Annotated in this window: 19 protein-coding genes; 11 read left to right on the forward strand and 8 right to left on the reverse strand. The window is 52.0% G+C overall.

What is annotated here, in order from left to right; translation table 11 throughout:
* The first annotated feature begins 602 nt into the window (after positions 1-602).
* Genes FDX11_RS12420 through ptsP form a run of 5 tightly spaced genes read left to right on the forward strand, consistent with a single transcriptional unit; the run spans position 603 to position 6,859 of the window.
* Entirely contained in the window at positions 603-929 is a 327-nt protein-coding gene (locus FDX11_RS12420) for a PTS fructose transporter subunit IIB (RefSeq protein WP_003028254.1), read from the forward strand.
* A gap of 20 nt (positions 930-949) precedes the next feature.
* A complete protein-coding gene (locus FDX11_RS12425) occupies positions 950-2,197 on the forward strand; it encodes a PTS fructose transporter subunit IIC (RefSeq protein WP_042306972.1) in 1,248 nt (415 codons plus the stop codon).
* Between the two features lie 17 nt (positions 2,198-2,214).
* Positions 2,215-3,300, forward strand: coding sequence for an aminopeptidase (gene ypdF, locus FDX11_RS12430; RefSeq protein WP_137397997.1), 1,086 nt, complete (start codon positions 2,215-2,217; stop codon positions 3,298-3,300).
* On the forward strand, positions 3,300-4,340 hold the full coding sequence (ypdE, locus tag FDX11_RS12435) for an aminopeptidase (protein ID WP_061382150.1): 1,041 nt from the start codon (positions 3,300-3,302) through the stop codon (positions 4,338-4,340). Before ypdF ends, ypdE begins: the two co-directional genes overlap by 1 nt.
* A 23-nt stretch (positions 4,341-4,363) precedes the next feature.
* Entirely contained in the window at positions 4,364-6,859 is a 2,496-nt protein-coding gene (gene ptsP, locus FDX11_RS12440) for a phosphoenolpyruvate--protein phosphotransferase (RefSeq protein ID WP_137397998.1), read from the forward strand.
* A gap of 80 nt (positions 6,860-6,939) precedes the next feature.
* On the opposite strand, the gene FDX11_RS12445 is transcribed toward ptsP, so the two are convergent.
* The 4 genes from FDX11_RS12445 to FDX11_RS12460 form a co-directional block, all read right to left on the reverse strand.
* Positions 6,940-7,128, reverse strand: a complete 189-nt coding sequence (locus FDX11_RS12445; RefSeq protein ID WP_079223248.1) for a hypothetical protein — start codon at positions 7,126-7,128, stop codon at positions 6,940-6,942.
* Positions 7,129-7,229: 101 nt separating this feature from the next.
* Positions 7,230-8,093 carry a helix-turn-helix domain-containing protein gene (locus FDX11_RS12450; RefSeq protein WP_061382148.1) on the reverse strand — a complete coding sequence of 288 codons (864 nt, stop codon included), beginning with the start codon at positions 8,091-8,093 and terminating at the stop codon, positions 7,230-7,232.
* Between the two features lie 15 nt (positions 8,094-8,108).
* Positions 8,109-8,843 (reverse strand): LytTR family DNA-binding domain-containing protein, encoded by a 735-nt coding sequence (locus FDX11_RS12455; protein WP_042306983.1) that lies wholly within the window; start codon positions 8,841-8,843, stop codon positions 8,109-8,111.
* A 14-nt stretch (positions 8,844-8,857) separates the two neighbouring features.
* Positions 8,858-10,555 (reverse strand): sensor histidine kinase, encoded by a 1,698-nt coding sequence (locus tag FDX11_RS12460; RefSeq protein WP_137366402.1) that lies wholly within the window; start codon positions 10,553-10,555, stop codon positions 8,858-8,860.
* 386 nt (positions 10,556-10,941) lie between these two features.
* On the opposite strand from FDX11_RS12460, the gene alaC reads away from it, so the two are divergent.
* A complete protein-coding gene (gene alaC, locus FDX11_RS12465; RefSeq protein WP_042306985.1) occupies positions 10,942-12,180 on the forward strand; it encodes an alanine transaminase in 1,239 nt (412 codons plus the stop codon).
* A gap of 67 nt (positions 12,181-12,247) precedes the next feature.
* Here the strand turns inward: alaC and ypdK are convergent, their stop codons facing one another.
* The gene (ypdK, locus tag FDX11_RS12470) at positions 12,248-12,319 is read right to left on the reverse strand and encodes a membrane protein YpdK (protein WP_010723117.1); all 72 of its coding nucleotides are present in this window, start codon (positions 12,317-12,319) and stop codon (positions 12,248-12,250) included.
* A 342-nt stretch (positions 12,320-12,661) separates the two neighbouring features.
* On the opposite strand from ypdK, the gene FDX11_RS12475 reads away from it, so the two are divergent.
* Positions 12,662-13,276 (forward strand): lysozyme inhibitor LprI family protein, encoded by a 615-nt coding sequence (locus FDX11_RS12475; protein WP_079223252.1) that lies wholly within the window; start codon positions 12,662-12,664, stop codon positions 13,274-13,276.
* A 41-nt stretch (positions 13,277-13,317) separates the two neighbouring features.
* Here FDX11_RS12475 and lpxP read toward each other — a convergent pair whose 3' ends face one another.
* Positions 13,318-14,238: a kdo(2)-lipid IV(A) palmitoleoyltransferase gene (lpxP, locus tag FDX11_RS12480; RefSeq protein ID WP_042306988.1), complete on the reverse strand. Its 921-nt coding sequence runs from the start codon at positions 14,236-14,238 to the stop codon at positions 13,318-13,320.
* A 439-nt stretch (positions 14,239-14,677) separates the two neighbouring features.
* On the opposite strand from lpxP, the gene FDX11_RS12485 reads away from it, so the two are divergent.
* Positions 14,678-14,920 carry a DUF2545 family protein gene (locus FDX11_RS12485; RefSeq protein ID WP_042306990.1) on the forward strand — a complete coding sequence of 81 codons (243 nt, stop codon included), beginning with the start codon at positions 14,678-14,680 and terminating at the stop codon, positions 14,918-14,920.
* Positions 14,921-15,025: 105 nt separating this feature from the next.
* Here the strand turns inward: FDX11_RS12485 and pgtP are convergent, their stop codons facing one another.
* Together pgtP and FDX11_RS25475 are read right to left on the reverse strand one after the other, a co-directional pair.
* Entirely contained in the window at positions 15,026-16,417 is a 1,392-nt protein-coding gene (gene pgtP, locus FDX11_RS12490; RefSeq protein WP_061382146.1) for a phosphoglycerate transporter PgtP, read from the reverse strand.
* Between the two features lie 376 nt (positions 16,418-16,793).
* On the reverse strand, positions 16,794-16,961 hold the full coding sequence (locus tag FDX11_RS25475; protein ID WP_249360738.1) for a hypothetical protein: 168 nt from the start codon (positions 16,959-16,961) through the stop codon (positions 16,794-16,796).
* Between FDX11_RS25475 and pgtC the strand changes: the two genes are divergently transcribed.
* The 3 genes from pgtC to pgtA are packed head-to-tail and all read left to right on the forward strand — an operon-like array spanning position 16,879 to position 21,273.
* Entirely contained in the window at positions 16,879-18,033 is a 1,155-nt protein-coding gene (gene pgtC / locus FDX11_RS12495) for a phosphoglycerate transport regulator PgtC (RefSeq protein WP_249360737.1), read from the forward strand. The genes FDX11_RS25475 and pgtC overlap by 83 nt on opposite strands.
* A gap of 11 nt (positions 18,034-18,044) precedes the next feature.
* Positions 18,045-20,036 carry a two-component system sensor histidine kinase PgtB gene (gene pgtB, locus FDX11_RS12500; RefSeq protein ID WP_170975610.1) on the forward strand — a complete coding sequence of 664 codons (1,992 nt, stop codon included), beginning with the start codon at positions 18,045-18,047 and terminating at the stop codon, positions 20,034-20,036.
* Positions 20,026-21,273 carry a two-component system response regulator PgtA gene (gene pgtA / locus FDX11_RS12505; protein WP_137398000.1) on the forward strand — a complete coding sequence of 416 codons (1,248 nt, stop codon included), beginning with the start codon at positions 20,026-20,028 and terminating at the stop codon, positions 21,271-21,273. The genes pgtB and pgtA overlap by 11 nt, the downstream gene beginning before the upstream one ends.
* Positions 21,274-21,288 lie beyond the last annotated feature (15 nt).

The following is a 21,288-nucleotide window of genomic DNA, read 5'->3' on the forward strand; positions in this document are numbered from 1 at the left end:
CCATGCTGGCTCTCCCGGCCTTACGGAAAAACGTCGGCAATTTTCCCGCCGGACCAGCCCACACCTGACCATTTGCGTTTTTTGTTTAAACAGCAAAACAGATTTAACTGGAAGTCAGAGCGTTGAAGCGATGACTCCGGTCCGGCTGAAAATCGATGAGTCGTTGACGGCTGACCGGGTCTGCCCGCAGGGATGCGGGCAGAGGGGACGGCCTGCATGGACGCAGGCTCGCCCCCGACCCGACAGGCAGACGGCATAAGACGAATGAATCGCATCGCGACGATTTTCCCGCCAGGAGCCTGGGTTGCAAGGGAGGCGGCGGTGAGCCTCCCTTGCACGTTCACGGGTACCTGTGCTTCAGAAAAGTGAAAAGCTGAAGTGAACGGAACCCTGAGTCGGAATCACATGCTCTCCATAATGCTTAACTGACAAGCATTACGCTTCTGACGCGGTTTTTTTATGCCTGCCGCCCAGCTTTCCGACCTTCGTCACACTTCCTGATTGCTGGATTATATGTCCAGTAAAAGCATTATTTGTCTGATAACGGTCGCTACTTGCCTCGGACCATAATTTCTCTCGTTAACTATTACGAGGAAATGAATATGAGCAAAAAATTAATTGCTGTCTGTGCGTGTCCGATGGGGCTGGCTCACACCTTTATGGCGGCGCAGGCTCTGGAAGAAGCGGCGGTTGAAGCCGGTTATGAAGTGAAAATCGAAACTCAGGGCGCTGACGGAATTCAAAATCGTCTGACGGCGCAGGATATTGCTGAGGCGACGTTAATCATCCATTCAGTTGCCGTAACTCCGGAAGATAACGAGCGTTTTGAGTCGCGTGATGTCTACGAAATTACGCTACAGGACGCGATAAAAAATGCGGCCGGCATCATTAAAGAGATCGAAGAGATGGTTGCCGCTGAACAACAATAATCATCGACAGGGAACTACGTATGGCCATTAAAAAACGCAGTGCAACCGTTGTGCCTGGCGCATCTGGTGCGGCAGCGGCAATAAAAAATCCACCGGCCTCCCGCAACAGCTTCTGGGGCGAACTTCCGCAACATGTGATGTCGGGTATTTCACGCATGGTGCCGACGTTAATTATGGGCGGGGTAATTCTCGCCTTCTCGCAACTGATCGCTTATAGCTGGCTCGATATTCCTGCTGACACTGGCATCATGGATGCGCTGAACAGCGGAAAATTTACCGGTTTTAATCTCTCATTATTGAAGTTTGCCTGGCTGTCGCAATCTTTTGGCGGCGTGCTGTTTGGTTTTGCTATTCCGATGTTTGCCGCGTTCGTTGCCAACTCCATCGGCGGCAAGCTGGCGTTTCCGGCGGGGTTCATCGGTGGGCTGATGTCTACTCAGCCTACGCAGCTGCTGAATTTTGACCCATCAACGCTGCAATGGGTAACCAGTGCACCCGTACCCTCTACCTTTATTGGCGCGCTAATTATCTCGATTGTTGCCGGGTATCTGGTGAAATGGATGAACCAAAAAATCCAGCTCCCTGATTTCCTGCTGGCGTTCAAGACCACCTTTTTGCTGCCCATTCTCTCTGCCATTTTCGTCATGCTGGCGATGTATTACGTGATCACGCCGTTTGGCGGCTGGATCAACGGCGGCATCCGTACTCTGCTGACTGCAGCAGGAGAGAAAGGCACGCTGATGTATGCGATGGGGATTTCCGCGGCCACAGCGATTGACCTCGGCGGGCCGATTAATAAAGCCGCTGGATTTGTCGCCTTCAGCTTTACCACCGATCACGTTCTGCCGGTCACCGCGCGCTCTATTGCGATTGTTATTCCGCCGATTGGCCTCGGGCTGGCAACGCTGCTTGACCGCCGCTTAACGGGTAAGCGTCTGTTCAGCGCCCAGCTCTACCCGCAGGGAAAAACGGCAATGTTCCTCGCATTTATGGGCATCAGCGAAGGGGCTATCCCGTTTGCGCTGGAAAGCCCCATCACAGCAATTCCCTCCTACATGGTTGGCGCCATTGTCGGATCGACGGCTGCCGTCTGGCTGGGTGCGGTGCAGTGGTTCCCTGAGTCGGCGATCTGGGCATGGCCGCTGGTGACCAATCTCGGTGTCTATATGGCAGGGATCCTGTTAGGTGCGGTGATTACCGCGCTGATGGTGGTGTTCCTGCGTCATCTGATGTACCGCAAAGGCAAATTGCTGATTGAAAGCCTCTGATCAAAAGGATTGTAACCATGAGCTTACTTGCCTCGCTGCGTGACTGGCTGACGGCGCAACATCTTGATGCGATGCTGCTGTCATCGCGACAGAATAAACAGCCGCATATGGGGATCTCCAGCAGTTCAGGGTATGTGTTTATCAGCCATGAAAGCGCGCATATCCTCGTCGATGCCCGTTATTACACCGATGTCGCTACGCGTACTCAGGACTACCAGATCCATCTCCTCGATGGCACGCAGACGTTGTATTCACGGGTGAATCACATCATTGCTGACGAAAAGCTGCAAACGGTGGGGTTCGAAGGCGAGCAGGTAAGCTGGGAAACGGCAAAGACATGGGCAGACAAACTGCATGGAAGACTGGTGAGCGCCGTGCCGGACGTGCTTCGGCAGGTGAAAACGGCACAGGAAATAGCCTGTATCCGAGAAGCCTGTCGGATTGCCGACCTCAGCGCTGAGCACATACGGCGTTTTATTAAACCTGGTCTGCGTGAGCGCGAGATTGCCGCCGAACTGGAGTGGTACATGCGTACGCTCGGCGCAGATAAAGCCTCTTTTGACACCATTGTCGCCAGCGGCTGGCGCGGGGCGCTGCCGCACGGCAAAGCCAGCGACAAGCGTGTCGAGGCGGGTGAGTTCATTACGCTGGATTTTGGCGCACAGTATCAGGGGTATTGTTCGGATATGACGCGAACGTTTCGCATACCCGACGCCAACCAATCTGCAGAAGAAAGCGCACTATTTTCGATTTATCAGGTTGTTCTGGAAGCGCAACTGGCGGCGGTGGCGGCAATTCGACCCGGTGTACGTTGCCATGAGGTGGACGCCGCCGCCAGGCAAGTTATTACGCAGGCGGGCTATGGTAATGAGTTTGGTCACAATACCGGACACGCTATCGGCATTGAGGTCCATGAAAACCCACGTTTTTCGCCCACCGATTCGACACCTTTGGTGGCGGGAATGCTGCTCACCGTTGAGCCAGGTATTTATCTGCCGGGGCAGGGCGGAGTACGTATTGAGGACGTGGTACTGGTTACGCCAGACGGCGGCGAGGTGCTCTACACCATGGCGAAAACATTGTTACACACGGGAGAGGCGTGATGGACTTATCGCTACTGAAGGCGCTGAGCGAGGCTGATGCGATCGCCTCCTCAGAACAGGAGGTGCGGCAGATCTTGCTCGAAGAAGCAGATCGTCTGCACAAAGAAGTGCGCTTCGATGGGTTAGGATCGGTGTTGATCCGCCTGAATGAATCAACCGGTCCGAAGGTAATGATCTGTGCGCATATGGATGAAGTGGGATTTATTGTGCGCAGTGTCTCCAGTGACGGGGCGATCGATGTCTTGCCGGTGGGAAATGTGCGTATGGCGGCCAGACAGTTGCAGCCGGTGCGAATTACCACTCGCGAAGAGAGCAAAATCCCGGGCCTGCTCGACGGAGATCGCAGTGGCAATGAGGTGAATGCGCTACGGGTGGATATTGGCGCACGGTCTTATGACGAAGTACTTCAGGCCGGCGTGCACCCAGGCGATCGCGTTACCTTTGACACGACTTTTCAGGTTTTGCCGCACCAACGCGTCATGGGCAAAGCCTTTGATGACCGGCTTGGATGTTATTTGCTGGTCGCGCTGCTGCGCGAATGGCATGGCGCCGATCTCCCTTGCGAGGTGTGGCTGGTAGCCAGTTCCAGTGAGGAAGTTGGACTGCGCGGAGGGCAAACGGCCGCGCGTGCAGTTGCCCCCGATGTGGCGATCGTGCTGGACACCGCCTGCTGGGCGAAAAATTTTGATTGTGGCGCGGCCAACCACCGACAGCTCGGCAAAGGCCCGATGCTGGTGCTGAGCGATAAATCGCTGATTGCGCCGCCAAAGCTGACGGCATGGATTGAAAGTGTGGCCGCTGACGCGGGTATACCGTTACAGCTCGATATGTTCAGTAATGGCGGCACCGATGGCGGGGCTGTACACGTCAGCGGAACGGGGATCCCGACGGTTGTTATGGGGCCAGCCACACGGCATGGGCACTGTGCGGCATCGATTGCCGACTGTCGTGACATCATCCAGACGCAGCAGTTGCTGTCGGCGCTTATTTCACATCTTACGTGCGAAACCGTGGCTCATCTGACGGATTTCAGGTGCTGATTTCGCGCTAATCAGGAGTTGTTATGCTAACGATTCAATTTCTTTGCCCGTTACCCAATGGCCTGCATGCGCGTCCAGCATGGGAGCTGAAAGAGCAGTGTAGCCAGTGGCAAAGTGAGGTGATGTTTTTCAACCATCGTCAAAACGCCAAAGCGGATGCGAAAAGCTCGCTGGCGCTGATTGGCACCGGGACGCTGTTTAACGACAGCTGTAGCTTAACCATCACCGGTCATGATGAAGAACAGGCCAGACGGGCGCTGGAGGAGTACATTCAGCAGCGGTTTATCGACAGCGACAGCGTTCAGCCTGGGGCGGCGGAACTGGCGGCGCATCCGTTGCCGCGTTCGCTGATTCGGCTCAACCCGGATTTGCTGTATGGCACCGTGCTGGCAGGCGGCGTGGGGGCAGGTCAGCTCACGCTGTGGCAGAGTGATAATCTGGAGAGCTATCGCGCGATTGCGGCGAGTGCGGAAGACAACGCCAGGCTGGAGCACAGTCTGGCGACGCTGGCGGAGCTGCTCAATCAGCAACTCCGCGAGCGCGATGGTGAGAGTAAAACCATTCTCAGCGCGCATCTGTCTCTGATTCAGGACGATGAGTTCGCCGGGAATATTCGCCGATTAATGCTCGAGCAGCATCTGGGGTTAGGGGCGGCGATTATCACCAATATGGAACAAGTATGCGATAAGCTGTCGGCTTCCGGCAGCGATTATTTGCGCGAACGCGTCAGCGACATCCGTGATATCAGCGAACAATTGTTGCACATTACCTGGCCTGAAAAGCGGCCACGCCATGCGCTGGTGCTGGAAAAACCAACGATTCTGGTTGCTGAAGATCTGACGCCCAGTCAGTTTTTGAGCCTCGATTTGCAGCATCTGTCAGGCATGATCCTTGAGAAAACAGGGCGCACCTCGCATACGCTGATCCTCGCTCGGGCGTCGGCAATTCCGGTGCTTAGCGGCTTGCCGCTGGACGCGATTAGCCGCTATGCCGGGCAACCCGCGGTACTGGATGCCCGATGTGGCGTCCTGGCCATTAATCCAAACGATGCCGTTCGCGGCTACTACGCGATTGCGCAGAAGCTGGCTGATGAATGCCAGCGTCGGCAAGCGCTTGACGCCGCCCAGCCCGCGTTAACCAAAGATAATCAACGAATTGACGTTGCAGCGAATATTGGCACCGCGCTGGAAGCGCCGGGGGCGTTTGCCAATGGCGCGGAAGGGATTGGGTTGTTTCGCACAGAAATGCTGTTTATGGATCGCGACAGCGCTCCCGACGAGCAGGAACAGTTTGAAGCCTACCAACAGGTGTTGTTGGCTGCAGGCGACAAGCCGGTTATCTTTCGCACGATGGACATTGGCGGCGATAAGAACATCCGTTATCTCAATATTCCGCAAGAAGAAAATCCGTTCCTGGGCTATCGCGCGGTGCGGATTTATCCCGAATTTGCCGGGCTGTTTCGCACGCAGTTGCGCGCCATTTTACGCGCGGCCACCTTCGGTAATGCGCAGTTGATGATCCCGATGGTGCACAGCCTCGACCAGATTTTATGGGTAAAAAGCGAATTGCAAAAAGCGCTGGTGGAGCTGAAAGCGGAGGGTTTACGTCATGCTCCGACAATTTCATTGGGGATTATGGTTGAAGTACCGTCGGTGTGTTACATCATCGACCACTTCTGTGACGAGGTGGATTTCTTCAGCATTGGTTCAAATGACATGACCCAGTATCTGTACGCTGTCGATCGTAATAATCCTCGCGTGTCGCCGCTATATAACCCGATTACGCCCTCGTTCTTGCGGATGTTGCAGCAGATTATCCGCGTGGCGCACGAACGCGGTAAATGGGTAGGCATTTGCGGTGAACTGGGCGGGGAAAGTCGTTACCTACCGCTGCTGTTGGGCTTAGGGCTTGACGAGTTAAGTATGAGCAGCCCACGGATCCCGGCGGTGAAAAGTCAGCTTCGTCAACTTGACGGCCAGGCGTGTCGCGAACTCGCTATGCAGGCCTGCGAGTGTCGCAGTGCTCAGGAGATAGAAGATTTGCTGAACCAGTTTGCACCGCAGAAAGACGTGCGCCCGCTACTGGCGCTGGAGAATATTTTTGTTGGCGAGCCTCTTGCCAACAAAGAGCAGGTGATCCAGTTCTTATGTGGCAATCTTGGGGTAAATGGACGCACCGAACATCCGTTTGAGCTGGAGGAAGATGTCTGGCAGCGCGAAGAGATAGTGACTACTGCCGTTGGTTTCGGGGTTGCTATCCCACATACTAAATCCCAGTGGATCAACCATTCCAGTATCAGCATTGCCCGGCTTGCTCAGCCGATAGACTGGCAGTCCGAGATGGGCGATGTTGAGCTGGTGATCATGCTAACGCTGGGGGCTGATGAAGGCATTAACCACGTGAAGGTCTTCTCGCAGCTGGCGCGTAAGCTGGTGAACAAGCAGTTCCGCCAGTCGTTGTTTGCCGCGACCGATGCCGAAAGCATTCTGGCGTTGCTGCAGGCGGAACTGACGTTTTAAACGCCACTGTGAGGAGCGTTTTCCAGCCTACGGTAATGGGATTGCAGGCTGGGCAAAACGCTTTTACAAGAGGAATTTTATTAATCCGCGGTGTGTTGAATCGACAGTTTCCCGGCCCTTAACAACGTCATCTCTTGTTTGCAGAGCAGTACTACCGCCTGGCGACCTTTTACGCGTCGGGCGGTGAGCGCTCTTTTTACGGTCCGACGATCCGCACCTGATTCCAGCATCTGAAGACATATCAGGGAAAGTGCACGTCTGTTTTTCATCGAATATTCACTTTGTTGAGTAAGCCTGCACGTTATGCGCGAAAGGGCATTATTTTACAACGATACAAGTGGATATGACTAACGCGTTGGTGTTGCCTCAATCAACGTGCTGACTGAAAACGGGCGCCGTACTCGCCCGGCGTCAGGCCAAACTGACGGCGGAACAGGCGGCAAAAATAATCACTGTCCTGATACCCGCAACGCTGTGCGACTTCGCTAATCGACAAATGATATTTCTGTAAGATAATGCGCGCCTTCGCCATTCTCACCCACCGCAAATACTCAACAAATCCCATGGTGCCATGCTGGGTAAATACTTTTGATAAGTGATTCGGTGTGATATTGAAAAAATGCGCTACGTTTTCCCGGTTCAGCGGCTGGGCATAGTTGTCCTGGACCCAATTACATATGCTGTGATAGAGAAATTCAGAGCGCGGGCGCGCTATATCAGGCCGGGTGTTTACCACGCTGCGGCACAGGTGCAGCAGGCTCAGCACCAGCGGCTGAATAATATCCTGGGCCTGTGGTGAGCGGCTTAAATGGGTTAATGCGGTAAGCATCGCCTCGCCTTCACCGCGCTGCGGATGCGGTAACTCAATGCGACGTACGGGACGTAGCAGCGATGCGGTTCGGTTGTCATAAAAAGAGAGGCCCAGCCAGGCCGGTGAAAATACCAGGCTCAAGAGCATCACCGGTTTATCGCTGCCTGGTAAATTCGCCGCTTTCGCCGGGATGAACAACATGTCGCCTTCCGCCAGGCTGTGCTGCTGTTTTTCCAGTTGGTTGCTGTACTCTCCGCGCAACACGATATCCAGGCGGGGCAGGTCAATACATAAACTGCCGGTCGGTAATGTGGCTAGTTGCCTGGCGAACCATACGCGCCCCAGACGCTGCGGGTTTAACACCAGGCCGCTGAACAGATCGGCAAAAAACTGTTGGTCGGCGGGCAGGCCTGGCTCTTTCATTGCTCTTTCTCTGCGCTATAAGTGCATTAACTGTCTGAACTCTTTCACTTTACTCCGACTCACCGGGATTTCAAATTCCAGGTCTTTTAAGCGCAAAATGTAGGTGTTGTTAAACCAGGGTTCGATCTCGCGGATTTTATTCAAATTCACACAGAATGAGCGGTGGCAGCGGAAGAAATGCGCAGCAGGCAGTTTGCTGCAAAACTCGGTGATGTTCATTGGCATCACATACGACTCGCGCCGGGTATAGACGAACGTCATCTTTTCATGGGCTTCAGCGTAGTAGATGTCGTTGATCGGGGTTACGATGATCCGCTCATCTTTGATCAGGTTGATCGTATCGTTTTCACGGGGCGCTGGGCCAGATGGTGAGGTTCCCGCTTGCTGCTGTTGCCAGGCGGCCTCCAGCTTTTGCAGCATGCCGACAATGCGTGATTCCTGATACGGTTTCAAAATATAGTCAAAGGCCTCCAGTTCGAAAGCTTCTACAGCGTGCTCTTTCCATGCGGTAATAAACACAATAAAGGGCTTATGCGCGAACTGGCTGATGTTTTGCGCCAACAGTACACCATCCAGCGAGGGAATATTGATATCCAGAAAAATAGCGTCAACGCGGTTGTGCTGGAGATATTTCAGCACGTCAAGACCGTCGTCAAATGTACCGACAATCTCCATCTGGCTGTGCTCTTTTATCAGCCAGCTTAGTTCCTGTTGGGCCAGGAATTCATCTTCGACAATGATGACTTTCACGACTTCACTCCTGGTTAAAGCAATAATGTGGCCGGTGCGGCTGCGGGCGAGTGCTGATTAGGCACATAAAAGGCAATCTCTGTGCCTGGCTCCAGACGGCGGATCAGTAATCCTTCACCGTAGAGCAGCTTAACGCGATGATGCACATTCAACAGGCCAATTTTATTACCCGGCATTTCATTGGACTCGACCCGTTCAATCACTTTCGGATCGATACCATGACCGGTATCCCGCACGGCAATCCGTACCCGGTTCCCGCACTCTGCAACGCTGATGGTGACCACGCCTTTCCCTTTGCAGGGTTGAATACCATGGACGATGGCGTTCTCAACAAGCGGCTGAATCAGTAGGCTGGGAATATAACAGCTTACCTCTTCATCAATATCATAAATAACCGTCAGCTTGTCGCCAAAACGGGCCTGTTCGATGGCGATGTAATCCTTGATTTGATACAGCTCTTTCTTGATGTCGATCTGCTCATCATCTTTTAATTCAATATTATAGCGAAGATAGCGCGACAAATTAAAAATGAGCTGACGCGCAGTGTCCGGGTTAAGCCGCACCGACGAGGAAATAGCGTTCAGGGCGTTAAACAGGAAATGGGGATTTATTTTACTCTGCAGTGCTCTTAGCTCTGCCTTATTTGCCATTTCGCGTAACTGTTCCGCCCGAGAAACCTCAAGCTGAGTCGAGATAATTTGCGACAGGCCGATGGCCATTTCCTGCAATGAGGAGGTGATCTGGTGAGCGTGACAGTAGTAGATCTTTAGCGTGCCGGTAACAACGCCTTTCTCCCACAGCGGGATCACCAGCATGGAGTGTATTTCCGGTGTCCGATGCGCTTCATCATTGTTTTTTATGATGATTTTACCGTAATTGATCGCCTGTCGCGTGGTAGGGCTGACGAAATCATCGTTATCGCGGTAATTCAGTTCACCCACGCCAACGTAGGCCAGAACGTGCTGGGTATTGGTAATAGCGACGGCATCAGCATGAATATCATGGCGAATAATCTCGCATACCTGGCGGAGCGACTCGCTGTTGACGTGACGGAAAAGCGGCAGGGTTTTGTTGGCGATATCCAGCGCCAGCTTGGCCTGCTTCGCGGCGCTGGCTTCTTTCTCACCTTCCACGCTTTGAACCAGCATAACGATAAAGCCAATACAGACGCTGCCCAGGATCATTGGGATACCGATTTTCGAGACGATATCCAGCCCCAGTTCGGTGGTGGGTGCCCAGGCGACGACGAGGATCATGGTCAGAGATTCGCATAGCATTCCGCCTAAAATACCTGCGCGCCAGTGCTGCGCTTTGGGGATCTTACGGTTGATCCACCCGGCAATGCAGCCGGCCAGAATACTGGTAATAAAGCAGGGTAGGGCGGTGACGCCGCCAATATCAATCAGGTAGCGGTGGGTGCCGGCGATGAGCCCCGTAATGATGCCGACCCACGGACCGAACAGAATTCCCCCTGACATGACCGCGATAATACGTACGTTAACCAGTGAGCCTTCAACCGGTACGCCGGACCAGGTACTGAACAGGGCAAACATCGAGAAAATCGCGGTGACGGCGAGCAACTCTTTCGGGGAGTGAGCTGACTTGTGCAACAGTTCGCGAAACAGGCGGATACGAATCAGGAAAAACAGACAAAACAGCATCAGCGCTGCCCGGTCAAATACCGCCAGCAGCATATTAAATATTTCGTGCACGGGTGACTCTTGCGCAGGGGTTAAACCTCTATGATAGGCAACCTGAGTCTGGATGACCAGCGCCCGCGCAGTCTGCGGCTAATGAGGAAAAACCTTAATATTAAAAGGGGATTGTTGCATTGTTGTTGTATTTACAATACCTGTCTTCTAAGCGCAAAGAGCAAGGTAATGTTTTCAACAACAAAATGTTAAATGATGGTAATTTTTAGCTGTGTGTGAAAATGAATATTTCCTCATTATGTTTTCCTGTTCCTCATTTGTGTCGAAAAAAATATTTTGTTTTGCCTCTCGACAGAAGGAAATTATTCAGGCTATTTTCTAAACGTGCCACCATCGTGGCAGCGTCGCTCGGACGGTCCGGGCGCTAACGTTAATCTGAGGATATTATGGCTGACTCCCGCCCTGAACGTCGCTTTACGCGTATTGATCGCCTTCCCCCTTACGTTTTTAACATTACAGCTGAACTGAAAATGGCTGCGCGTCGGCGCGGCGAAGATATTATCGATTTCAGTATGGGGAACCCGGATGGGGCCACACCTCCTCACATTGTTGAAAAACTGTGTACCGTGGCGCAGCGCCCGGACACGCATGGCTATTCCACGTCTCGCGGCATCCCGCGTCTGCGTCGGGCGATTTCCCGCTGGTATCAGGAACGCTATGACGTTGAAATTGATCCCGAATCCGAAGCGATTGTGACTATTGGTTCCAAAGAGGGACTGGCGCACCTGATGCTGGCAACGCTCGATCATGGTGATACGGTTCTCGTACCCAACCCGAGCTATCCGATCCATATTTATGGCGCGGTGATTGCCGGGGCGCAGGTACGGTCAGTGCCGCTGGTGGAAGGTGTCGATTTCTTTAATGAGTTGGAGCGCGCGATCCGTGAAAGCTACCCGAAACCGAAGATGATGATCTTAGGTTTCCCGTCCAACCCGACAGCACAGTGCGTCGAGCTGGAATTTTTCGAAAAAGTCGTCGCGCTGGCTAAACGCTATGACGTGCTGGTGGTTCACGATCTCGCCTATGCCGATATCGTTTACGATGGCTGGAAAGCGCCATCGATTATGCAGGTACCAGGCGCTCGTGATGTCGCGGTTGAATTTTTCACCCTGTCGAAAAGCTACAACATGGCGGGCTGGCGTATCGGTTTTATGGTCGGCAATAAAACGCTGGTCAATGCGCTGGCGCGCATCAAGAGCTATCACGATTACGGGACGTTTACACCGTTGCAGGTTGCGGCAATCGCGGCGCTGGAAGGCGATCAGCAATGCGTACGGGATATTGCCGAGCAGTATAAACGCCGTCGCGATGTGCTGGTTAAAGGGCTGCATGAGGCCGGTTGGATGGTTGAGATGCCAAAGGCCTCAATGTACGTTTGGGCGAAAATTCCTGAGCAATATGCCGCGATGGGGTCACTTGAGTTTGCCAAAAAATTGCTGAACGAAGCGAAAGTATGCGTTTCGCCGGGGATTGGCTTTGGTGATTATGGTGATACACACGTGCGTTTTGCCTTAATTGAAAACCGTGACCGTACCCGCCAGGCGATCCGCGGCATCAAAGCGATGTTTCGCGCAGATGGCTTACTGCCTGCCAGTGCGAAATCGGCTATTGAAAGTACCGACTAACCAATCGTGAGATCCCCAAAAGCAAACAGGAGCCTGATGGCTCCTGTTTTTTTGCTGCGTCTTTTATTTAGATCATCAGGGCGAACGTACCGGCCCAAACGATGACCATAAAAGAAATGCCCATAAAGAAATATTTCACTTTTCATCTCTCCGCGTACCTGGGTACGTCTGAATGAACATATGCTTACCTGACAGAGAGCTGATGCACGCGCAAACGAAATGGAGAATATCCCTCGTTTGCCTGGCGGCATCACCTCAGAATTCTGAGCTTTAGTGCTCCAGACGGCGCTAATGTACGCCTAAAAATGAGGTGAGACAAGAGGCATTTTTCTATTTAATTTTAATAACTTACAAGTGTCGTGATTCGGCGACAGTTTAATTTCTGCCGGTAATAAATTGCTATTGAGCGACGTAATGATTAGTCGGAGAATTCTCATATCACCATAATATGAATACGGTTAATTTTTCGCGGAATTCAATAATGAAAAGGTTAAAAATGACCAGATTAATGATGTTAGCACTCGTTCTTACGCCAGTGGCGTCGATGGCGGCCTCTCCGTTGGCGTTTAATTTCAGCTGCGCAAGTATTGGTGGTGTGAATAGTGATGGTAAAGGCAACGTTTGGATTGATGGCTCAAAGGCAACCGTAAAGAGCTTCAATGACAACTACTGGGAAGCCAAAAGCGGGAAAAATACGCTTTCCATCTCCCGTAAAGATGACGGCAACCCGGAAGTTTCATGGACAGGGCCAAATCGTAAGCACGGCATTTGTCAGCCTGAAGACAATATTGACTATGCTCCGGGGGAAAAATTGACCCACAGCGGTCCTTCTTTCTCTTGCTCAGCGGTGGCAAAGGGAAGTATTGAAGAGGTTATTTGCCAGAGTCCATCACTCTCCGCGCTGGATGTTAAGTTGAACGGGGTCTACAAACAGGCGTTGGTTAAATCGAAAAATAACCCAACGCTGAAAGCGGAGCAGCGCGGCTGGGTTAAAGGACGAAACGAGTGCTGGAAAGAGCAGGATAAACCAGCCTGTATTGCTCGTAACTACAATGAGCGTATGGCTGAACTACAGAACGAGTGGGGTGTTAAGTAATTCAGCCACAGACAAAAAGAAAGGCCGTAAGGCCTTTCTTTTTAGATATATAACGAGGCTTCACCCATGGGGCGGGTTTTGAAGCGACGGTGGATCCAGAGATACTGCTCGGGCGCGCGCATGATCTCTTTTTCGATAATTTTATTCATATAAGCCGCAGCCTGGCTTTCATCTGCCGGGTAACCTTCCATTTGTGGTGTGATAAACAGGCGGTAACCTGAGTTATCTGCTTTTCTCACCATGGTTACGGTCAGCATCGCTGCGCCCGATAGTCGTGACAGCACGTAAGTACCATTGGTGGTTGCCACGTTTTTGACAGCGAAGAAGGGCGCGAACGAGCTTCCTTTACGGCCGTAGTCCTGATCGGGAGCGAACCATACCGCTTCCCCTTTTTTCAGGGCGCCGACAATGCCACGCAGATTATTTCTGCCGATCATGGCTTTGTTGGAACGCATACGACCGCGGGTTTGGATCCACTCCATCAACTTATTGTTGTGTGGGCGATAGGTTGCCATCATCGGCTGGCAAAGCCCCATTACGCGGCCACCTAATTCCAGCGACATAAAATGTACGCCTACAACCATCACGCCACGGCCTTCCATCTGGGCGCGTTTAAGGTTGTCTAACCCTTCTACATCAAACCATTTGCGAACCCGGTGATCCGGCCAGAACCAGGCCATGCCTGTTTCAAGCAGTCCCATACCGAGTGAACGGAAGTTCTCATCGACCAGTTTGTCTCTTTCTTCCTGCGACAGATTGGGGAAACAGAGTTCGAGGTTTTTACGTGCAATAGATTCACGGCGCTTTAAAAATGGGCGAGCCAGTGTTCCTGTACGGGTACCAAGAAAACATAATACGGGATAGGGAAGTTGTACCAGTAACCAGAGCACACCGACGCCAAACCACGTGAGCCAATAGCGCGGATGCAAAAACGCGCGTGAAAATTTACATTGGGGAAACATAAGCACCTGTTGTTGATACGAAATAGATGTATCGCGAAGACGCTGGGTCTGGCGCGTTACACTCTGCACAGATCGTTAGGCCGCCATAAACGACATTGGTTCCTGCAAAGAGTGTAAAACTGAGTCAGGACAAAACCACGAGGGGCATGAATGATCGGACGCACAATGTACACCCGAAGATTAATGTCAGCCAGAAATAATTACTCAAGTTTCGTAAATATTTTTGGGGCGATTAAGAACAAAAAAAGCCTATATATAATCCATTGTTTTTATGATGAATAAATAAAATCCAGGTGAATATCTAAATAGTAAGCAGATGAGTGATTTTTGTAACGTAAATGTTGCTTAAATTGCGAACTAATGGGAATTGTCTTAGAATATAAAATCAAGGGAGTGTAAGGACTTACGTAAAGTTTTACGGCAAACAGGAGGTATCGCAATGCTCTATTTTTGGATCTTTCTCGCATTGAGCATTCTGAGCGTCAGTTGCTACATCTGGCAGGTAATGGGCGCGGCGGCGTCAATAAGCGCTTTTATCGGCATGGGCATACTCACGGCTTTAATTTACGTTTTCACTATGCGGTTGACTAATGGTAACGAAATGGTAACCGGATTATTCCTTTTTCTTGCCCCGACATGCGGTTTGATCATTCGCTTTATGGTGGGGGACGGTAGGCAATAACCTGGCACGTTACGATTGGAAATGAATTATCACGGTTAGAGATTTATTTAGCTGAGCGTAGGGAAGTGCCAGCGGTGCTGGCACTTTTTGCGAGACTGGAATCGATTAACGGGCGTCAGCCAACTGGAGTGATGCTTCTTCTTGCTGAGCATTTTTCCGCTGTTGCTCAAGTTCCAGCGCCCCGCGATGAGAGAGGTAGCAGAACAGGATGCAACAGACAATTCCCCCCATCAGCAGATAGAAACCGCCATGCCATCCCATTTTGTCGACCATTACGCCAAACAGGCTGGTACCCAATGATGCGCCAAAAATGTAGCTCATAAATCCGCGTAATCCTACTGCGGAACCCACTGCGAAGCTGGGTACGATTTCCATGGTCTGAACGGAGGCCAGGAACTGAGGAACATAAATCAGGCAGCCAACGATGGCGGCAAAAATAGTCACCATCAACAGCGATTCGCTTTTCCAGTAGCCGATCAGACAGACGAAAATCAGCGCCATACAAATCATTGCCAATGGCATGCGGCGGCCTTTAAACAGTTTATCGGTAAGCCAACCCGCCAGTAATGTGGAAGGAATTGCCGCCCATTCGAAAAACAAAAACGCGACGCTCATTTCCTCTTTCGAGAAATGTTTTTCGGTTAACAGATAAATTGGCAACCAGCTAATCATGCCAAAACGCACCATATAGACAAAGACATCTACCAGTGAAACATACCAGGCATTTTTATTACGCAGGACATAGGTGCAGAAAATCTGGAAGGCGCTCATATTTTCTGGCGCCTGGACAGCGTGTCGGGCATTTAATACAACTTTCTCTTCCGGCATCATTTGTTCCAGAGCCGGTAAACCTTCCTGGCGTGGTGAGCCTTTCCCCAGCATCAGCACGATAACTGCAAACAGTACGGCAACGCCGGCCGGAACAATATAGCTGGCGCTTTGCCAGTGTTCACTTCCCAAAATGGCAAAGGCGGCACCAACGATCGGGGCAACAATACCACCACCGACATTATGTGAGATATTCCAGAACGCGCCAACGCGTCCACGTTCTTTACGCGGGAACCAGTTAGCGATAGTAATAAATGAAGGGCCGACGCCCATCCCCTGGAACAAGCCGTTGAAGACAACCAGCGCGGCAAAAATCCAGAATCCGGTACTGAACCCTAAACCTACGTTGACGATGGCGCACAGAATCAAACCGCATGCCATAAATACTTTGGGGCTGGCTTTGTCTGCCAGGCTGCTCATAATGCCTTTACTGATGCCATAGGCGATAAGCATACAACTGCTGAGTAAACCGATCTGCGTGGCGCTGAGATCCAGATGCTCTTTCAGATATGGAGTTGAGAGCGTGAAGTTATTGCGCACAATATAGTACGCAAGATAGCCCAGGAATACGCTGAGTAATGCCTGAATGCGGTAGCGGCCATAAGTTTCCTGGACTTTCTCTGCCGGGACTTTATTTGCCGCTGGCCCTGCCTTAAATATTGATAACATATCATCACCTAAATTTATATTGATGTGAATATCAGGAGTTTTCGTGGTGAAGAGTGAAATAGGCAGGAGAGAAACTCAAGTCGATGAAATGGGTCACTATTGACTCATTTTATAGATGGTGCGGCAGATTTTGACTCTTTTTAAATAATGGCATTTTATTTCTGTTCTTTTGCGCGAAGTTTTATTGCTGGCATGTGCGGATATTAACAAATTCAGACTGTGTTTTCGGGTATTCTTAGCTGATGTAGTCACTTTTCGTATGGTTATTATTGCGAAAAACCTTATTCTTCTCTCCTGTAGGGATAAACGGGTAAGTTTTGTCTCAATATTATTTTTTGCATATGTTGGTATTTATGAACGGGATCACAAACAGACTTTACTGTTGGCGGCGTTTTTGGGCAATCTCGCTCTGTTTCATGTCGCTGTCGGCGAGCTGCCAGGCTTTGGGTAAAGAGCTGGTGATGGCAACAACCTTCTCATCCGGCGCCACGGCCTGGATTATCCAGCGCTGGCAGACGGAGCCGGGGTCGGTGATGATTCGCACGTTAAACCGGACCAGCAGCTCGCTGGAACAACTGCTTGATACCGCGAATGCGGAAAACGTTGATCTCATTTTGACCTCATCGCCCATGCTGTTACAGCATCTTCAGGAGCATCAGAAGCTGGCGCTCTTTGATAATGCGTTGCCGGAAAGCCAGAGGCTGGTGCCTGAGTCTATTCGTTCTACCTCCGTGGCCGTGGCGATATCCGGTTTTGGCCTGCTAATTAACCGTTCTGCGCTGGCGGCGCGACACCTTTCTCCTCCTGCTGACTGGGCGGATTTAACGCAGCCTAAATATCAGAATGCGTTGTTGATGAGTAGCCCGTCTCGTTCCGATACCAACCATTTGATGGTTGAGTCGCTGTTGCAGCAAAAAGGGTGGGAAGAGGGCTGGGCGACGCTGTTAGCGAGCGCCGGTAATCTGGTGACGATTTCATCACGCAGTTTTGGCGTAGCCGACAAAATTAAGAGCGGTCTTGGCGTTGCCGGGCCGGTCATTGATAACTATGCCAACCTGTTGCTCAACGATCCGCATCTGGTTTTTAGCTATTTTCCACGCTCGGCAGTGTCGCCAACCTATGTCGCCGTGCTCAAGAACAGCCAGCACGCCAGTGAAGCGCGTCGTTTTATCCGCTACTTATTAAGTCCGGAAGGACAGCGGATCCTTGCGGATGCGAATACGGGAAAATATCCGGTTACCCAGCTCGCGCCAGATAACCCACGGGCCGCTCAACAGGCGATGTTGATGAACCAGCCTGCGCTTAATTATCGGCTGATCCTTAAGCGGCAGCGGCTGGTGCAGCGAATGTTTGATACCGCCATCAGTTTTCGTCTCGCACAGCTGAAAGATGCCTGGCGGGCGCTTTACAGTGCGGAAGCGCGCCTGAAACGCCCGTTACCCGAAATCAGAGCCTTACTGACCAGCGTCCCGATAGATGCCAGGCGTAGTGAAGATGAGGCCTGGCTTGCTCAATTCGATAACAAAAGCTTTGCCGAACAGCAGATGATGGAGTGGCAGCTGTGGTTTCTTAAAAATCAACGTCAGGCGATAGCAAAACTGGAAGAGTTAAAATGAAAGGTGGATCGATACTGCAACGCCTGCGGCAGCTCAACATCAGCAGCAGCCTGCGGGGAGCCTTTCTGACGGGCGCACTACTGACGTTGAGCGTGAGCTGCGTCAGTTTGTACTCATGGCACGAGCAGAGCTCGCAAATACGCTATTCGCTTGATGATTACTTCCCGCGCGTGCATTCCGCTTTTTTGATTGAAGGCAATCTTAACCTGGTTGTGGATCAGCTTAATGAATTCCTGCTGGCCCCCAATACGACGGTGAGGCTGCAACTGCGCAATCAGATAATCTCGCATCTGGATAAAATTGAGGCACTGAGCCGGGGGCTACAACCCGCAGAACAACAGCAGCTGGCGGTGATTTTGCAGGACAGCCGGGCGCTGATGGCGGAACTGGACCGGGTGCTCTACAACATGTTCCTCGTGCGTGAAAAAGTGAGTGAACTCTCCGCACGCATCGACTGGCTACATGATGATTTTAACACCGAGCTGAATTCACTGGTGCAGGATTTCACCTGGCAGCAGGGGACGTTGTTGGATCAAATCGAGGCAAAAAGTGGCGATGCGGCGCTGTATCTCAAACGTGCGCGAGAGGTGCAAAACGAGCAGCAGCAGGTGTACACCCTGGCAAGAATTGAAAACCAGATCGTGGATGATTTACGCGACCGGCTTAATGAACTGAAGTCGGGCAGCGACGACGGGATGCTGGTGGAGAACCATATCCGCTACCTGGAGAATCTGAAGAAAACCGCCGATGAAAACATCCGTACCCTCGATGACTGGCCCAGTACAATCACCCTGCGGCAAACCATTGATGAACTGCTGGAAATCGGGATGATGAAAAATAAAATGCCCGATACGATGCGCGATTATGTCGCTGCGCAAAAGGCGCTCATTGATGCCAACCATGCCAGAGAGGCAACGCTCGGGCGCTTTCGAACACTGCTTGAAGCGCAATTGGGAAGTAGCCATCAGCAAATGCAGATGTTTAACCAGCGGCTGGAACAAATTGTTCGCGTCAGTGGCGGACTTATTCTGTTGGCGACGCTGCTGGCGCTCCTTCTCGCCTGGGGACTTAACCATTATTTCATTCGTTCCCGGCTGGTGAAGCGTTTTACCGCGCTCAACCAGGCCGTGGTGCAAATTGGTCTTGGCCGAACGGATGCCACTATCCCGGTTTACGGGCGCGATGAATTGGGGCGTATCGCGGGCTTGCTGCGCCATACCCTGGGCCAGTTGAATGCGCAAAAAAATCAGCTGGAGCAGGAAGTGGCGGAGCGTAAGGAGATTGAGTCCGATCTCCGGGCGACGCAGGATGAGCTGATCCAGACGGCTAAACTGGCGGTCGTCGGCCAGACTATGACCACTCTGGCACACGAAATTAATCAACCGCTGAATGCGCTGTCGATGTACCTGTTTACGGCTGGAAGGGCAATTGAGCTGGGACAACCCGCTCAGGCCAGAAGCACTTTAACCAAAGCAGAGGGGTTGATTACCCGCATCGATGCCATTATCCGTTCGCTACGTCAGTTTGCGCGTCGGGCTGAGCCGGGCGCGCCTTTACATCCGGTTGATCTGCGACAAACGTTTGCGGCTGCCTGGGAACTGCTGGCTATGCGCCATAAGCAGCAGGGCACGCTGACGCTTCCTGCTCACAGCGTGTGGGTGGCAGGTGATGAAGTGCGTATTCAGCAGGTACTGGTAAACATACTGGCAAATGCGCTGGATGCCTGTCCGGCTGCCGCGGGAATAGAGGTTCACTGGCAGACCGAGGGCCGCCGATTGTGCGTCTTAGTCTGTGATAACGGCCCCGGCTGGCCAGGCGCGTTGTTGCCATCACTATTAAAGCCGTTTACCACCAGTAAGGATGTGGGTCTCGGAATTGGTTTATCGATTTGTGTATCGTTAATGACGCAAATGAACGGCGAGCTGCGCCTGGCCTCGACGCCGGGGCGGAATGCCTGCGTCGTGCTGGAATTTAATCTGACGGATGTAAACGATGTTGTGTGATGAATATGCTGTTTTGCTGATTGATGACGATGCTGATGTTCTCGACGCTTACACGCTGTTGCTTGAACAAGAGGGTTATCGTGTATACGCATGCAGTAACCCTTTTGACGCCCGAAATTGGCTCCAGGCCGACTGGCCGGGGATTGTCCTGAGCGACGTGTGTATGCCTGGCTGCAATGGAATCGATCTAATGACATTGTTTCATCAGGATGATAATCAGCTGCCGATCCTGTTGATCACCGGGCATGGCGACGTCCCGATGGCCGTGGAAGCGGTGAAGAAAGGGGCATGGAATTTTCTGCAAAAACCGGTCGACCCCGGCAAACTACTGTTGTTGGTAGAAGATGCGTTGCGTCAGCGAAAATCTGTGATTGCGCGTCGCCACTATTGTCAGCAAAAGCTGCAGGTTGAGCTGATCGGTTACAGTGACTGGGTCAATCAGTACCGTCAGCGTCTGCAGCAACTGGCGGAAACGGATATCGCCGTCTGGTTTTATGGCGAGGCGGGAACGGGGCGTATGACGGGAGCCCGTTATTTGCATCAGCTTGGGCGCAGCACCGAGGGACCGTTTATCCGCGGTGAGCTGACGCCCGCGAATGCGGGACAACTCAATGATCTTATTGCCCAGGCGCAAGGCGGTACGCTGGTCCTGAGCCATATTGAATGCCTGACGCGCGAACAGCAGCACCAACTGGTGCACCTGCAAAGCCAGGAGAGGCGTCCGTTTCGCTTGATCGGTATTGGCGCCACATCGCTGGTGGAACTGGCGGCAACTAACCAAATTGTGGCCGAACTCTATTACTGTTTCGCGATGACGCAAATCGCTTGTCAGTCGTTGTCGCAGCGTCCCGATGATATTGAGCCACTGTTTCGCCATTATCTGCAAAAAGCCTGTCTGCGCCTGAATCATCCTGTACCTGACGTTGAAGGGGAACTCCTGAAAGGCATGCGGCGCCGCGTGTGGCTAAGTAATGTTCGGGAACTGGCGAACGCCGCTGAGCTTTTTGCCGTTGGGCTACTTCCGCTGGCTGAAACCGCAAATCCGCAGCTGCATATGCCTGAACCGACGCCGCTCGATCGCCGGGTGGAGGAGTACGAACGGCAGATTATTACCGAGGCGTTAAATATTCATCAGGGGCGCATTAATGAAGTGGCGGAGTATTTACAAATCCCGCGTAAAAAACTGTATTTACGCATGAGAAAATACGGGCTGAGCAAAGAACATTATAAGTTTTAGCTGACAGGATTGGGC

It is taken from the genome of Citrobacter sp. wls714 (assembly GCF_005281025.1).
Taxonomy (GTDB): Bacteria; Pseudomonadota; Gammaproteobacteria; order Enterobacterales; family Enterobacteriaceae; genus Citrobacter; species Citrobacter werkmanii.

Bases quoted from the DNA above. Each gene is read 5' to 3' on its own strand.
- FDX11_RS12420 (WP_003028254.1), top strand. From the start codon at position 603: ATGAGCAAAAAATTAATTGCTGTCTGTGCGTGTCCGATGGGGCTGGCT.
- FDX11_RS12425 (WP_042306972.1), top strand. From the start codon at position 950: ATGGCCATTAAAAAACGCAGTGCAACCGTTGTGCCTGGCGCATCTGGT.
- ypdF (WP_137397997.1), top strand. From the start codon at position 2,215: ATGAGCTTACTTGCCTCGCTGCGTGACTGGCTGACGGCGCAACATCTT.
- ypdE (WP_061382150.1), top strand. From the start codon at position 3,300: ATGGACTTATCGCTACTGAAGGCGCTGAGCGAGGCTGATGCGATCGCC.
- ptsP (WP_137397998.1), top strand. From the start codon at position 4,364: ATGCTAACGATTCAATTTCTTTGCCCGTTACCCAATGGCCTGCATGCG.
- FDX11_RS12445 (WP_079223248.1), bottom strand. From the start codon at position 7,128: ATGAAAAACAGACGTGCACTTTCCCTGATATGTCTTCAGATGCTGGAA.
- FDX11_RS12450 (WP_061382148.1), bottom strand. From the start codon at position 8,093: ATGAAAGAGCCAGGCCTGCCCGCCGACCAACAGTTTTTTGCCGATCTG.
- alaC (WP_042306985.1), top strand. From the start codon at position 10,942: ATGGCTGACTCCCGCCCTGAACGTCGCTTTACGCGTATTGATCGCCTT.
- FDX11_RS12475 (WP_079223252.1), top strand. From the start codon at position 12,662: ATGAAAAGGTTAAAAATGACCAGATTAATGATGTTAGCACTCGTTCTT.
- lpxP (WP_042306988.1), bottom strand. From the start codon at position 14,238: ATGTTTCCCCAATGTAAATTTTCACGCGCGTTTTTGCATCCGCGCTAT.
- FDX11_RS12485 (WP_042306990.1), top strand. From the start codon at position 14,678: ATGCTCTATTTTTGGATCTTTCTCGCATTGAGCATTCTGAGCGTCAGT.
- pgtP (WP_061382146.1), bottom strand. From the start codon at position 16,417: ATGTTATCAATATTTAAGGCAGGGCCAGCGGCAAATAAAGTCCCGGCA.
- pgtC (WP_249360737.1), top strand. From the start codon at position 16,879: ATGGCAACAACCTTCTCATCCGGCGCCACGGCCTGGATTATCCAGCGC.
- pgtA (WP_137398000.1), top strand. From the start codon at position 20,026: ATGTTGTGTGATGAATATGCTGTTTTGCTGATTGATGACGATGCTGAT.